Below are 14584 nucleotides of genomic sequence, written 5' to 3'. Positions count from 1 at the left end.
GACGGAATTACAAACAAAACAATTATAAAACTATGGGATATTTTATCATTACGGATTCAAATTGGACAAGGCTCAAGAATGAGATTCTCTGTCTTGCCGAGACCTGCCACAAGGTATTCGGGGAACAAAGCAAGCACACCGATTGGCTGCACAACGGTGATGTATGCAAGTTGCTTAACATCAGCAAGCGCACATTGCAGCACCATCGGGATACAGGTGTGTTGCCTTTCTCGCAAATCGGGCATAAGTGCTATTACAGGCGTGAGGATGTGGAGCTATTGCTCCAAACCAAATCGGATAAATCGAAAAGACAAATTTAAAAATAACAAATAAGGAAAGAGAAATATGGAACAGGTAAGAGACTTGAACATGGATGCGGACGATATGCTGGTGGTGCTCTCCGCAGTTGAGGGAGTGAACAGACGGATAAAGGAAGTGGCACAGACACACAAACCGCTGTTTGGCGGTGAGCATTTCCTGACGGGTAAGGAAGTATGCGAGCGGCTGTATATCAGCCCTCGCACCTTGCAAGACTATCGGGACAGGAGAATTATTCCCTACACACAATTTGCAGGGAAGATTCTCTACAAGGCTTCGGATTTGGAGAAGATGTTGGAAGATAATTATAAGTGATGGAAAATAAATCAAGGAGAATCCTCCGTATGTAACATCCGAACGAAGTCGTCTTATTTATAGTGTTTTGAGGCGATAAAAGCTGCAATTAAAATGCAACGACTCTTGACAGTCTTCCTGCAAACATAATATGTGGATAATTAAATGTGGTGTTTGAGCATAAAGGAAAGGAGTACGAGGCTTACACTATGAATGAGGACTTAATTCAGACGATTACTTTAATTTTATAAAACTATTACGAAACAGGTTGTATAAAAAATGATATTCGTAAAAATACAAATATCATTTTTTATACATTAATCCTTACATAAATATCTAATTAATCCCAACTCTCAGAATAGTTTAAAACATACTGCCAAACTAAATTTTGAGGAGTATAAGGGATAAATCTATCATAAGAAGCCCCACTTATGTCACACTTCACATAACGTAAGATGGTTGATGCTGTTACAAAACCATTTATACTATTCGTTGTATTTGTGAAGCCTTTTATTAATTTACCGTTTTTGTCATATTCATCTGGTGCCCATCCCATTGCAACATCATCTGGGTTTGTGTTATAGTTTCTAGGTTTAATACTCTCATTGTTACTTTGGGCTAAGTCTTTATATATCTTATAAAAGCATACTAAATATATACTGCCTTTGTATAAACCATATTTTTCTGCATCTGAAAAAATCATTTTTTTATACCCACCAAATTGTTCTTTGCGATCAAACCCTTTTACCGTTATTTTCTTGGGATACGAATCGTTTGAAGCTCGTGTTTGATTGGAACTCCAAGCGTCGGGCTCAGAATTAGTAGTTGAAATAAAGTCAGAAAGTTTAGCCGTGTATACAGTTGTGTCTTCAAGGTGAATCAACTCACCTTTGTCCGTAATCACTGTATTTGCATCTTCTGCAGTTCGCTTTGATAATGCAGTACCATTTGAAACCAATTCGTCTTGTGAATCGTTAGTACATGATGTTACTGATATGGCAAAAGCCATAATTGATCAATACTTCGTTAATTCCAACGTAATCGTTTGAAAATGAGAGAGTTAATTAACTTAATATAACTAATAAAATTTGGCCAAGTGGCTGATTATCAGTAACTTTATAGTAGCAAAAACATAAAGCAAATGACATCAGAACCACTCGACCAATATACAGAAATCTGCAGAGATGCCATCAAAAGCTCATCTGCAAAATTAGGCAAAACTTTTGAGAATCTACTCTTGGAAATACTCTTATTGTACATGGCGATACAAAGAAAGATAAATTTCACTCAAATGGAGCGTTACGGCACCCATTGCGAGCAGACCTACAGAACGAATTTCAACCGCAGCCGGGCTAAGTGCATCAACTGGGTTAAGTTCAACCTCTACCTTTCCCAGCGTTATCTGAACATGGACGGACTGCTGGCTATAGCCATAGATCCGAGCTACATCAGTAAGTCAGGCAAGAAGACTCCGCATGTTGGTACTTTCTGGTCCGGCTGTGCAGGTTCCATGAAACACGGCATTGAAATTATGGGACTTGCCCTTGTCGATGTCTACGCCAACAACTGTATGATGCTTCGTGCCCATCAAACCCCTTCTACAAGAGAGTTGAAACTGCGTAGCATGACTCTTGTGCAGCATTACATTGCCGTCATCAAACGCTACAGGAAAGAATTGTTGAAGGTCACCGATATTGTTGTCGCTGATGCTTTCTTCTCTATCCGTCCGTTTGTGGAGGGAATCAAGGAGCAAGGCTTTCATCTTGTCAGCCGTTTCAGGGATACGGCGAGCCTATACTATGTGTACACGGGACCTCGTTCCAATAAGCCCGGGCGTCCCAAAACACTTGACGGGAAAATCAATTACAAGAAACTCGACCTCACGCGTATGGCGAAGATGCATATCGAAGGACTTGAAGGCACAGCTTACACACTCATCGCCTATTCAAAGGCACTGAAGCAGAAAGTGCGTCTTGTCATTTGGGTGATGCCGAACGGCAAGCACAAACTTTTCTTCTCTACAAAGACAGCCATATCAGGTGAGGAAGTGTTGCGCACATACCGCTCAAGATTCCAAATCGAGTTTTGCTTCCGCGATGCCAAGCAGTATACCGGACTCGCGCATTGCCAGGCAAGGCACAAGAATCAGTTGGACTTCTCCTACAACGCATCATTCGCATCACAGAATGTGGCAAAGGTGATGATGAAGGAAAACGGGCTACCGTATTCCATGGCTTCTTTCAAGGAGCTCATAGCGAGCACATACATTGCAAAATTAATTTTCGACAGGTGTCGGAGCATACCGAACCGAAAGTTAATTAGTCATACTATCAAAGAACTCTTTGGCTGGCAGAGGAAAGCTGCGTAGCAATTATCTCAAATTTTAACGAACTATTGATTGATAATAAGAAAAGTTTTTTCATCACCATATTGTTTTGATTTTAAAATATTTCCATTTAATATTTGATGGTTTAATTGGATAGTAAAAACCGACACTGTTTCCATTATCATCATATCCAATCTTTTTCATAATAGTATACGCTTCATATCTACCATTTGTGTTGCTAGAAGAAACAATGAATCCCCTCTTCCCTGTATTTAGATTTACTCCAATAGAATCTTTATTATAATCATTATAGAAACCTTCTGTTAGAGCATATTCACCAGAAGACGGAATAAGTTTAATAACTTTAATGGTTTGCACAAAATATGTCTTTTTTTTGTCCAAATTATATTTTTCTATCCATTTCCCAAATTTTGCTCTTTCCCAAGAAACTGACAATATTTCGTCATATCCATATGTCGAATCTTTCTTAGAGTCTTGATTTATTACGACATCTTCGGGCTTTTTTCTAAAATTGCTCTCTGCATTTAAAAAAGAGTTTGCGCTTTCATAATTACACACATCTTCTTGTGTATACAAAATCATTCCATCTTTCATGGAATAACGCAAAAGATGATTAGCGTCTTCTTCTTGACAACTAACCAAAAGAATTGTTAATATCGAAATAAAAACATATTTCATAAAAATCATTCCTCCTCAAAAATTGTATTTCGCGCCAAAGATAACAATAAAAAACAAAGCAAACAATTATTTTTCCATTTTTTTTGAAAATTTAACTGCAGAGCAGCACGTGTAACTATTCAGCGGTAAGGCATATAAATTATCATTGATTATCAGCAAGTTACAGAATTAGATATAAACAAAATCAAGCGAATAATGTCATTTTGAGGTTTTTAACCACAATGTTGTGCTTATAAGTTGCTGATATTCAACTTTAATAACCGCTGAATAGTTACAGCAACCGTGTTATGGTCTGAAATGCGTCATCAAATACCGTCCCTTAATTAGTGTTTACTGAATAATTTATAACTCTCTGATATTTAAGTTTATATAACTTTATTTCTTTGTTTGTTTAACAAAAAAATCGTACCTTTATATAGTTAAATCCATAGCAAGATGAAGTTTTACGCTCCAAAATACAAGCAACTTGACCTCGGTTTGCTCCGCTCATCCCTTGATGAGTTGGACAAGACAAACCGATGGGTGGCTCTCGGTGACCTTCTTCCATGGACAGAACTTGAGAAGGAATACAACTCAAGGTTGGACAATCAGAAGAAAGGTGCAGGGAACAAGCCGGCACGCATGATTCTCGGCGCAATGATTATCAAGCACAAACTAAACCTAAGTGATGTCGAGACCATCGAGATTATCAGAGAGAGTCCCTATATGCAGTACTTTTGTGGATTGCATGGGTTCACCGACAAGCCTATATTCGACCCAAGCCTATTCGTCACGATACGCAAGCGAATCTCAGAGGAAGAACTAAACAAGATGACAGTCAAGCTTCTCGACAAGCAGAAGCGCCTTCTTGTAGAGAAACGCAAGCGTGAGGAAGAAGAGGCGAAGAAGAATGATGAGGAACCACCGACTCTAAAACCAGAGGATCCGAATGCCGCTTCCTTCACCGACTCAAAAGGTCGCGAGCACAAGGGAGTGCTGAAGATTGATGCTACCTGTGCCGATGCAGAGATGCGTTATCCTGTTGACGTTGATATAATACATGATGGTTGCCGCAAGGTTACCGATTATATTATAAAGGTGTGCGATATGTTTGAGCTGCACAAGCCACGAACGAACTACAAGCATGCACGTCAGGCATACCTTCAACTTGTCAAGAAAGCCAAGAAGAAAGGCAAGATGGTGCGTGATACTATCGGGTTGATGCTCAACCACTTGCGCAAGGATATCCGCATCTTAATGAACTTGCTTGCAAAGAACAAGACGTACTACGAGAGCCTATTCCTATATGAGAAACGCACCTTGACTGCCATCCTCAAGATGTACCATCAGCAGGAGGAGATGTACAGATCAAAGACTCATACTTGTGCAAACCGCATACTGAGCATCTTTCAGCCACACGTCCGTGCCATTGTCCGTGGAAAGGCTAAGGCAAGGACTGAGTTCGGGGCCAAGATAGGTGCAAGCATAGTCGAGGGCTATACGTTCATCGACCACCACAGTTGGGATGCCTACAACGAAAGCCAGGACCTCTTGCTACAGATTCAACTTTTCAAAGAACGCTTCGGCTATCTTCCGGCCACCATCCTTGCGGATAAGATTTACCTGAACAGGTCAAACCGAGATATACTTGAGGATTTTGAAATCCATTCATACTGCAAACCGTTAGGGCGACCACCGAAGGATTCTCCTTCAGATGAGATGAAATCCAGAATGGCCAAAGCCATCGGGGAACGCAATGAAATCGAATGCTCATTCGGTACTGGCAAGAGAATCTATCGAGCCAATGACATAAGAGCCAAGCTTCCAGATACAGCACGATGCTGGACAGGAATGTGCTACTTCGTTAAAAACGTGATGAAGTTCCTGAAGGAACTTTGTCTTGCCCTGACCGAAATCTGGCGTTTTTTCATCATTATTGTCACTATGAGGGTCTATGTCTGCTACCCTCTGTCGGTGAAAAGATAATAATTCAGCAGACCCTAATTATACACAATACCACAATAGAGTTTATTTGAAAATATTTCAACATTAATATGTAGTCAAAAAGTAGTAACATGTAGGATAATTTCTAACTACATTCTAATCCTTTTCTTTCACTATATTACCTCATATTGTAGTTATGTAGTAGGATAATATCGGTGAAAAAAAAGGAAATATATTCATCGGTTCTTGGTATTGCTCAACAGGAAGATTGGCGTTACAATGGCAGTCTCTGCCTGCAATTTTCTACTGATGTACTTTCTGAACAAATGTGCTTCCGTGCTGTCCAACAGAAAGGACAGGGCAATGATGATAGGAAGCGGATAGAGTGGCGCATAGCCTTTCAATTGTCCGCTGATGAAAACAGGCTCTTCACCTGCACCCCTCTCATCGGGATGCAAGGTGGAGGATTTCATAAGTGTTTGCAGTCTATGATTAAGTTTTCTCCACGTTACTCCGAAGAACCTTGTAAGTTCTCCCTCCGTCATGGCTATGTCTCCGATTCCCTTGCGGATGACTTGCATATTGCAACCCCAATCAAAGTAACTGCGATTATTGTCCGTGCTGGTCTTTGTTTTTGATTTATAGCTCGTATTCATGCCGTTTCCTCCTTTCTGCCATTTGAATTGACAGCAAAGGGAATTGTCTTTGTGTCTGTTGTTGCTTCCACATCTGCATTTACGGTATTTTTGTCCTTCGCCTTGTACCTGGCGATAAGCCTGTCCATGTCCTCCGAAATCTTACTATCCGTCACCTGCGCATAAATTTGAGTGCTTGATATGGAGGCGTGTCCCATCATCTTGGCTATACTCTCGATAGGGATTCCTGCGCTCAGACTCATCGTGCCGAATGTGTGACGAGCCATGTGGTAGGACAAACGCTCTCTGATACCGCAAGCCTTTCCCACGATGCTCAGCTTGGTATCCATGACACTACGGCTGCAATCACGGTGAAAGACAAGGCGGTCGCCCTTTTCTTTCACCATCAGATGTTCCTCGCTTCTTTCCTGCTCTTTCCTACAATGGCTGATGATGGCTTCAGCTATGGGATGTAACGGCACGATGAACTCAACCTTGGTCTTCTGACGTTCCTTTCTTATATACTGCTGTCCGTCCGCTGCCGTCTGGAAATGCCTGTATTCCAAATTCTCCATATCCGAGATAGCCAACCCTGTGAAGCAGGAAAAGACAAACATCAGCCGTGCCAACTCTGTTTCCCTGTCATTCATCTTCATTGCCACAAGTTTGGTGACTTCGCTCTTTTGCAGGAAGCGTATCTTCCTGTCCTCCTTCTCGTATTTGGCGTTCTCAAACGGATTGCAGCGGATTATCCTTTGGCTGACCGCACGAAACATCAACCTGCTCAGCCAACAGAGATGGCGGTTGATGGTAGGTGCTGCATAGCCACGCTTTTTGAGGAAGAAGCGGTATTCCTCAAACAAGTCTTCCGTAATTGTTCCGATGGGTATGTCCTGCACTCCTTTGTTTTCGACAAACTCACGGAGATTTCTGTCAGAATGGAACAGGTTCAGATAAGTTCCCTCTGCCCTTGACTTGCCTACTGACTCTTTGACGGATTGCAGTTCCGCCCTGCTCATGGCAAGGAGCGTGGTGGGATTGGTGGCAATACCTTGCAAGCGGTTTTTGATAAGTTCCACGCTTACCACTCCATCCCCCGTCAGTATGTCCCGATAGGTTTGCTCTACCAAATCCCTGAACTCGCTGATTCTTTGATTGGTCTTCCTGTCAGTCGTCAAACCCTGCTTGGTGTTCCACTCGGAGAATTTACACTCTTCTCCTGTGGTAATGGCGGTATTCTTTCCGTCTATGGTGATACGGCAGAGAATGGCGGTATTGCCGTCTGCCTTTGTCTTCTGTCTGTTGATATAGAATAGTATCTTGAATGTACTTCTCATTGTCTTGGTGGTTTGAAGTTAATTAAATGAATAGATAAGAAATCAAATGACTTAATAAGGATTAGATAGCCAACTGCATATCTTCAGTGAAAGAAAGGAAACGGTCGAATTCCTCAAAAAGTTTCTGCGGCGTTACCTTTGCATAACGCTCGGTCATGCTCACGTTGGAATGCCCCAGCATCTTACTCACGGTCTCAATGGGGACACCCTGTTCAAGCGTGATGAGCGTGGCAAATGTGTGCCTTGCTGTATGTGTGGTAAAAGGAAACGAGATGCCTGCACGAAGCCGCAGGGCCTTCAAATAAGATTGGTAAGTGGCATATCCCATGAAAGGGAGCAATGTTTCCCTTTCATCGCTGTGGAGCTTCTCCATCAGCCATATGGCTTCGGGCAGCAGTTTAACACGACAAGGCACACCTGTCTTCTGACGGTTGAACTTCAGCCAAAGGCTACCCTCGTCATCACGCACAAGATGGGACTTGTCCAGTTCCATCAAATCACAATATGCAGCACCCGTATAACAGGCAAAGAGGAAAATATCCCTTGCCGTTTCCATTTCCTCCTCCAAGTCCTCAAAGTGGAGAGCCTTTAACTTCTCAAATGCCCCTCTGTCAAGTGCTTTGGGGAGTTTCTTGTTACCCTTGCTGATTTTGACTTTGTCGAAAAGCAGAATATCTGCCACCCCCTCACGGTAAGCCAGCCTGCATACCGTTTTCAGATGGGTGGCGACATTGTAGAATGAGCTTTCCTGAAATCCACACTCTCCCAAGAAGTACTGCTGAAACTCATGGATGAAGTTCTCTGTCAGTTGTGAGAGGGCTAAGTCAGAAACCTTATACTTCGCTTGGATGAACCCCTGCAAGTGGATTCTCGTGGAGTGATAGCTTGCCATTGACTCTTTTCTGATGTCTACACCGACATGACTTTCTTTCTCCTTTATGAGCATATCAAGCCTTTCGATGAGCATGCACCGTGTCTGCACACTGCCTTGAAACTGTTCCTTCACATCGGTTGCGTCAAATGGGCAACCTCTTGCAAGCAAAGACTGATAGGCTGACTGAATGGACAGCAGCAAGTTCTCCAACCTGCCATTCACCTCCACCGCCTCACGACTTTTTCCGTCCATTCTGCTCTCACGGGGATTCCACAAGTCAGGATTGCAGGAGAGCTTACAACTGAACTGGGCGATGGAACGCCCAATGGTAATGCGTCCCATAATCGGAGCCTTACCCGACTTGTCAAGTCCGCTCTTTTTGAGGTAGAGCAACACCTTCATCTTTTCTGTTTTCATACGCTTTGATGTTTTGTGGCAAAATTACCAATTTCAAAGCGTTCATCACTTATGCAGAAAACTGCCGACCGCAGCAACAGCCACACGAGCGAAAATAATTCAGTTACTGAACATTACTTCATCGTTACCTATGACGAAATCGGGTAACGTTTTGGTAACTGAACTTCTGCTTAAATCTGCATATACCTGCCTTTTTTGAAAAGGGAATTTCTATGCAAATTATTCCGTTTCCTGCTCATTATCAGTCAGTTTACACCAACTTCAATATTTCTTCATTTTCGTTGATTAGTTGCAGCATAAACATATATGTTTTGCGCTCCCAAAGTTCAACTTTGACAACCCCATACATATATGTTTTGCTTTTCAAACATCTATCTATTGCGCTTGCATGTTTGCCACTTCGTATTTAGAACAATATTCAAGCCCACTTGGGAGTTAATCCCTAAGAGCAGATAGTTTAGCCTGCTTTTTATTTCACACCTTATATCAATACTTCGTTAATTCCAACGTAATCGTTTGAAAATGAGAGAGTTAATTAACTTAATATAACTAATAAAATTTGGCCAAGTGGCTGATTATCAGTAACTTTATAGTAGCAAAAACATAAAGCAAATGACATCAGAACCACTCGACCAATATACAGAAATCTGCAGAGATGCCATCAAAAGCTCATCTGCAAAATTAGGCAAAACTTTTGAGAATCTACTCTTGGAAATACTCTTATTGTACATGGCGATACAAAGAAAGATAAATTTCACTCAAATGGAGCGTTACGGCACCCATTGCGAGCAGACCTACAGAACGAATTTCAACCGCAGCCGGGCTAAGTGCATCAACTGGGTTAAGTTCAACCTCTACCTTTCCCAGCGTTATCTGAACATGGACGGACTGCTGGCTATAGCCATAGATCCGAGCTACATCAGTAAGTCAGGCAAGAAGACTCCGCATGTTGGTACTTTCTGGTCCGGCTGTGCAGGTTCCATGAAACACGGACTTGAAATCATGGGACTTGCCCTTGTCGATGTCTACGCCAACAACTGTATGATGCTTCGTGCCCATCAAACCCCTTCTACAAGAGAGTTGAAACTGCGTAGCATGACTCTTGTGCAGCATTACATTGCCGTCATCAAACGCTACAGGAAAGAATTGTTGAAGGTCACCGATATTGTTGTCGCTGATGCTTTCTTCTCTATCCGTCCGTTTGTGGAGGGAATCAAGGAGCAAGGCTTTCATCTTGTCAGCCGTTTCAGGGATACGGCGAGCCTATACTATGTGTACACGGGACCTCGTTCCAATAAGCCCGGGCGTCCCAAAACACTTGACGGGAAAATCAATTACAAGAAACTCGACCTCATGCGTATGGCGAAGATGCATATCGAAGGACTTGAAGGCACAGCTTACACACTCATCGCCTATTCAAAGGCACTGAAGCAGAAAGTGCGTCTTGTCATTTGGGTGATGCCGAACGGCAAGCACAAACTTTTCTTCTCTACAAAGACATCCATATCAGGTGAGGAAGTGTTGCGCACATACCGCTCAAGATTCCAAATCGAGTTTTGCTTCCGCGATGCCAAGCAGTATACCGGACTCGCGCATTGCCAGGCAAGGCACAAGAATCAGTTGGACTTCTCCTACAACGCATCATTCGCATCACAGAATGTGGCAAAGGTGATGATGAAGGAAAACGGGCTACCGTATTCCATGGCTTCTTTCAAGGAGCTCATAGCGAGCACATACATTGCAAAATTAATTTTCGACAGGTGTCGGAGCATACCGAACCGAAAGTTAATTAGTCATACTATCAAAGAACTCTTTGGCTGGCAGAGGAAAGCTGCGTAGCAATTATCTCAAATTTTAACGAACTATTGTTATATATAATAAGCGAAAATAAGACGCACAGCTTTTATTTTTTCTTTTATCATCATTCTTATTTCCTGCGTTGTATTGTTTTATCTGAATATTCAGCATAAAAATATCACTTGCTTTTCTGCTAAAAATGATAGGAAGGAAGAGCTGAGGTGAAAAAGATGCTTCTCTATGTTATTTTTTTATTTTATCTAACTAATTAAGAATTAGGAATATAGTAATAATAAAGGACAAAATATAGATTTTTCTTGCAAAAAAACTTCTAAAAATATTTGGTGGAATGAAAATAATGCGCTAACTTTGCACTCGCAATTCAGAAATGATGCAGTTCTTTGAAAAACTTAAAGCTGTTAAATGAAGAAAAGCAGCGGGGTGTAGCGCAGTCCGGTAGCGCGCCTGGTTTGGGACCAGGTGGTCGCAGGTTCGAATCCTGTCGCCCCGACCATTAAACATTAAGCGAAATGTTTTTATTGCGGAAATAGCTCAGTTGGTAGAGCACAACCTTGCCAAGGTTGGGGTCGCGAGTTCGAGTCTCGTTTTCCGCTCTTTGAAATTCTGATATAAGTAAAAATTGAGACCTGTTTTCTCAACTACTTTGCCCAGGTGGCGGAATTGGTAGACGCGCACGTTTCAGGTGCGTGTGTTTATAACGTGCAGGTTCGAGTCCTGTTCTGGGCACATTGCTTATATACGAATATTGACAATATTTGGAGAGGTGGCGGAATTGGTAGACGCGCTACTTTGAGGGGGTAGTGAAAATTGCTTCGTGGGAGTTCGAGTCTCCTCCTCTTCACTTTTTCAGTAAGACATTTCTTACTCTACTGCGGAAATAGCTCAGTTGGTAGAGCACAACCTTGCCAAGGTTGGGGTCGCGAGTTCGAGTCTCGTTTTCCGCTCATTTTTATTTTTTATAGAGAAACATACGATAACTTAATGAATTTATATTTAAGATATTTCGATAACGAGACATTAGTTTATAATGTTGAACAAGCTTTAGATTTTCTTGCTTCCATACCCGATATTATGCTCACACCAGAGCTCGAAGACGATATTCGTCAGTATGCTGAAAGCGATGTTTATTATCCAAAGCGATATAAGGTGCGTCCTCGTATTTACTTTATCATTATCAAGACCGAAGCTGCTTCAATGATGGATTTCAAGCAGAAAAAGGCTGTACGCAGTAATGATACAATGATGCGTAAAGAAAATCCTGTGCTGATGCACCTTACCGAAGAGCGTGACGGATGGTATGAAGGTTCGTTAGATTTTAAGCGTGTGGTATTTGTGGCTGCTACTGGTAAGCACGAATATCGTGATACTCGTTTTGTGGCACAGTGTAAGTCTATTTCAGGCCTCGATTGCTACAACCGCATTATCGACTACTTGAAAGATAGAGTGGATAGTCGCAGCCAATTCCCATCTGCTAAAGGTAAAAACTTTAACTTCCGCTACTTAGGAATGTGGAAGTAAGAATATATTTTTTCCTGTTTTCATACTTTAAAACTATACTGCTATGAACAAGGTGATGTTAATCGGGCATGTGGGTAAAGAACCTGAAGTGCACTATTATGATGCTGACCAGTGTGTGGCTTCTTTCTCTTTGGCAACAACAGAGCGAGGATACACATTGCCCAATGGTACTGTTGTACCCGATCATACCGATTGGCACAACATCGTGTTGTTCAAAGGGTTAGCCAAGTATGCAGAGAAATATATTCACAAAGGCGATAAGGTATATATAGAAGGACGTGTGCGTTATCGTAGTTTTGACGATAAGAAGGGTATGCGACGAATGGTAACGGAGATATATGCAGACTGCTTAGAATGGCTTGCTGCTCCCAAGAAAGCTGATGTGGCAACCGAAAATACTGCATCTGCTCAGTCTGAAGAAGAAAATGAGCAGAGTGAAAGTAAAGGTTTACCTTTCTAAACTATAAGCTCAATGATAGATTTATCTACATACGTAGAATTTCATACACCTACCATAGGTGTGTTTTTAGCGGCTGTATTGGCCGCTTTATTGCTATTATTATCTGGCTTTGCAAGCGGTTCGGAAATAGCCTTTTTTAGTCTTACGCCAAACGATATTGATAAGTTAGAACCCGAAAGAAGAACTACTGATAAGCATATCGAATTGCTTCGTGCGGATAGTGAACGAACGTTGGCTACCATTCTTATTCTCAACAACTTAGTGAATGTTACAATCATTATGCTTTCCAATTACGTGTTGAGCAAAGTTTGTGTGTTCAATGTAGCGTGGTTGGAAATATTGTGTGTTACCGTTTTGCTTACCTTTCTCCTGTTGCTTTTTGGCGAAATTATGCCTAAGGTGTACAGCAGCATTAATCCTTTGAACTTTTGTCGCCGTGCGGTACGAGGCATTATGGTATGTAGAAAGCTGTTTTGGGGTGTTGAAAACATCTTGTTGAAAAGTAGCGCATTGGCTGAAAAAATGGTGCAAAAAGAGAGTAGACAACTCTCTATGGACGACTTAGAGCAGGCGTTGGAGCTGACCAATAAGAATGAAATAAAGAACGAAGCAAAGATGTTGCAAGGCATTATTCGCTTTGTTGACGAAACCGCAAAGGAGGTGATGACCTCTCGACAAGATATTGTAGACCTTGATATTCGTTCATCGTTTGCTGATGTGATACAATGTATTGTGGAGAATAATTATTCGCGCATACCTGTTTATCAAGACAATGCAGATAATATTCGAGGCATACTTTACATAAAAGACCTTTTGCCACACTTGAATAAACCTGCTACTTTCCGTTGGCAAAGTCTTATTCGTCCTCCATATTTTGTGCCTGAAACAAAGAAAATAGACGACCTTTTGCGTGAGTTTCAAGACAATAAGGTGCATATTGCCATTGTTGTGGACGAGTTTGGAGGAACAAGCGGACTTGTTACGCTCGAAGATATTATGGAAGAAATCGTGGGTGAGATAAACGACGAGTTTGATGAAGATGAAAAGATGTTCACCAAATTGGCGACTAACCAATATCTTTTTGAGGGCAAAACAACGATCGGCGACTTTACGAAAGTATTGGGATTGGACGATGATACGTTTAGCCAAGTACAAGGTGAAGCCGACTCTTTGGCAGGTTTATTGTTAGAGATAAAAGGCGATTTTCCTACGCTGAATGAAAAAATAGTATTCAATGACTTCATTTTTGAGATAACCGAGATAGATAATCTTCGCATTAGTAAAATAAAAGTGACGATGAATGGAGTTGTGTAGTATTGCGCAAGTTTTCGATGATATACAGCTTGGTATATGCGAAATTGGGGTAGGGAGAGCAGAGGAACGCTGTGGAGCTGCTGAATTGCTAAAAGCAATGTTGGGCTATGAAGTAGAGATAAACCATAATGCAGACGGGAAGCCCCTTATACCTTATTATAATATAAGCATCACCCATACAAAAGGTTTTTTAGCCATTTTGCTTTCTAAAAAACATAGTGTAGGCATCGACATAGAATATGTTTCAGATAGAATACATAGAGTGGCTCATCGATTGTTGCGTGCCGATGAGAGCTATACAGCAACAGACGATTTGCTGAAAGTATGGTGCGCTAAAGAAGCTATTTATAAACTTTTTTCTGCTTATCATCTTGGTTTTCAAGATGCTAAAATAGACTTGTTAACAGAAAAAGCCGAACTATTGCAGCACGATATAATATTGTTAGGGCACCAATTTGTACCCCTTCGTATTACGATGAACGATAAATATGCAATGGTAATAACTTGGACTTAATGTTTAAAATTCTATCCCTACGTCGTATTTTTTGCTATATTTGGACGGTAAATCTTTAATTTTAACGTTTTATTACATTTTTTGATGTAAAATATTTGCACGTGAATTGAATAGTAGATATATTTGCATTAAGATTG

Annotated in this window: 14 protein-coding genes, 5 tRNA genes and 1 pseudogene; 15 read left to right on the top strand and 5 right to left on the bottom strand. The window is 41.4% G+C overall.

The features are described from left to right. The first annotated feature begins 32 nt into the window (after window positions 1–32). Window positions 33–333, top strand: a pseudogene (locus CZ367_RS05060) (helix-turn-helix domain-containing protein). Between the two features lie 12 nt (window positions 334–345). Next, window positions 346–633, top strand: coding sequence for a helix-turn-helix domain-containing protein (locus CZ367_RS05055; protein ID WP_021670380.1), 288 nt, complete (start codon window positions 346–348; stop codon window positions 631–633). A gap of 319 nt (window positions 634–952) precedes the next feature. On the opposite strand, the gene CZ367_RS05050 is transcribed toward CZ367_RS05055, so the two are convergent. Further along, complete coding sequence (locus tag CZ367_RS05050) at window positions 953–1621, bottom strand: hypothetical protein (RefSeq protein ID WP_025064809.1); 669 nt, start codon at window positions 1619–1621, stop codon at window positions 953–955. 132 nt (window positions 1622–1753) lie between these two features. Here CZ367_RS05050 and CZ367_RS05045 point away from each other — a divergent pair, with 132 nt between their 5' ends. Next, entirely contained in the window at window positions 1754–2980 is a 1227-nt protein-coding gene (locus CZ367_RS05045) for a transposase (RefSeq protein ID WP_077195884.1), read from the top strand. A gap of 54 nt (window positions 2981–3034) precedes the next feature. On the opposite strand, the gene CZ367_RS05040 is transcribed toward CZ367_RS05045, so the two are convergent. Continuing rightward, window positions 3035–3637 (bottom strand): hypothetical protein, encoded by a 603-nt coding sequence (locus CZ367_RS05040; RefSeq protein ID WP_144005938.1) that lies wholly within the window; start codon window positions 3635–3637, stop codon window positions 3035–3037. Between the two features lie 435 nt (window positions 3638–4072). Between CZ367_RS05040 and CZ367_RS05035 the strand changes: the two genes are divergently transcribed. Beyond that, window positions 4073–5602 carry an IS5 family transposase gene (locus CZ367_RS05035; RefSeq protein ID WP_077195883.1) on the top strand — a complete coding sequence of 510 codons (1530 nt, stop codon included), beginning with the start codon at window positions 4073–4075 and terminating at the stop codon, window positions 5600–5602. A 194-nt stretch (window positions 5603–5796) separates the two neighbouring features. Here the strand turns inward: CZ367_RS05035 and CZ367_RS05030 are convergent, their stop codons facing one another. The 3 genes from CZ367_RS05030 to CZ367_RS05020 form a co-directional block, all read right to left on the bottom strand. Beyond that, window positions 5797–6216, bottom strand: coding sequence for a hypothetical protein (locus CZ367_RS05030; RefSeq protein WP_025064808.1), 420 nt, complete (start codon window positions 6214–6216; stop codon window positions 5797–5799). Further along, on the bottom strand, window positions 6213–7532 hold the full coding sequence (locus CZ367_RS05025) for a site-specific integrase (RefSeq protein ID WP_077195882.1): 1320 nt from the start codon (window positions 7530–7532) through the stop codon (window positions 6213–6215). The genes CZ367_RS05030 and CZ367_RS05025 overlap by 4 nt, the downstream gene beginning before the upstream one ends. 61 nt (window positions 7533–7593) lie before the next feature. Continuing rightward, window positions 7594–8823 carry a site-specific integrase gene (locus CZ367_RS05020; RefSeq protein ID WP_077195881.1) on the bottom strand — a complete coding sequence of 410 codons (1230 nt, stop codon included), beginning with the start codon at window positions 8821–8823 and terminating at the stop codon, window positions 7594–7596. A gap of 15 nt (window positions 8824–8838) precedes the next feature. On the opposite strand from CZ367_RS05020, the gene CZ367_RS16425 reads away from it, so the two are divergent. The 11 genes from CZ367_RS16425 (at window position 8839) to CZ367_RS04965 (ending at window position 14447) form a co-directional block, all read left to right on the top strand. Then, entirely contained in the window at window positions 8839–8970 is a 132-nt protein-coding gene (locus CZ367_RS16425; protein ID WP_004356874.1) for a hypothetical protein, read from the top strand. Window positions 8971–9435: 465 nt separating this feature from the next. Further along, on the top strand, window positions 9436–10662 hold the full coding sequence (locus CZ367_RS05010) for a transposase (RefSeq protein WP_077195879.1): 1227 nt from the start codon (window positions 9436–9438) through the stop codon (window positions 10660–10662). Between the two features lie 395 nt (window positions 10663–11057). Next, window positions 11058–11134, top strand: a tRNA-Pro gene (locus CZ367_RS05005). 27 nt (window positions 11135–11161) lie between these two features. Beyond that, window positions 11162–11234: transfer RNA gene (locus tag CZ367_RS05000), tRNA-Gly, on the top strand. 52 nt (window positions 11235–11286) lie between these two features. Beyond that, window positions 11287–11367: transfer RNA gene (locus CZ367_RS04995), tRNA-Leu, on the top strand. 31 nt (window positions 11368–11398) lie between these two features. Continuing rightward, window positions 11399–11482: transfer RNA gene (locus CZ367_RS04990), tRNA-Leu, on the top strand. 30 nt (window positions 11483–11512) lie between these two features. Next, window positions 11513–11585, top strand: a tRNA-Gly gene (locus tag CZ367_RS04985). A 37-nt stretch (window positions 11586–11622) separates the two neighbouring features. Next, on the top strand, window positions 11623–12159 hold the full coding sequence (locus tag CZ367_RS04980; protein ID WP_077195878.1) for a hypothetical protein: 537 nt from the start codon (window positions 11623–11625) through the stop codon (window positions 12157–12159). A 43-nt stretch (window positions 12160–12202) separates the two neighbouring features. Beyond that, window positions 12203–12619, top strand: a complete 417-nt coding sequence (locus tag CZ367_RS04975) for a single-stranded DNA-binding protein (RefSeq protein WP_077195877.1) — start codon at window positions 12203–12205, stop codon at window positions 12617–12619. Window positions 12620–12631: 12 nt separating this feature from the next. Further along, on the top strand, window positions 12632–13933 hold the full coding sequence (gene gldE / locus CZ367_RS04970; protein ID WP_077195876.1) for a gliding motility-associated protein GldE: 1302 nt from the start codon (window positions 12632–12634) through the stop codon (window positions 13931–13933). Continuing rightward, window positions 13920–14447: a 4'-phosphopantetheinyl transferase family protein gene (locus CZ367_RS04965; RefSeq protein ID WP_077195875.1), complete on the top strand. Its 528-nt coding sequence runs from the start codon at window positions 13920–13922 to the stop codon at window positions 14445–14447. Before gldE ends, CZ367_RS04965 begins: the two co-directional genes overlap by 14 nt. Window positions 14448–14584: the final 137 nt, after the last annotated feature.

Origin of the sequence: Prevotella ihumii (assembly GCF_900155655.1) — a bacterium.
GTDB classification, from domain to species: domain Bacteria; phylum Bacteroidota; class Bacteroidia; order Bacteroidales; family Bacteroidaceae; genus Prevotella; species Prevotella ihumii.
Note: the sequence above shows the minus strand (reverse complement) of the source record. Positions and strands in the feature narration are given on the sequence as shown.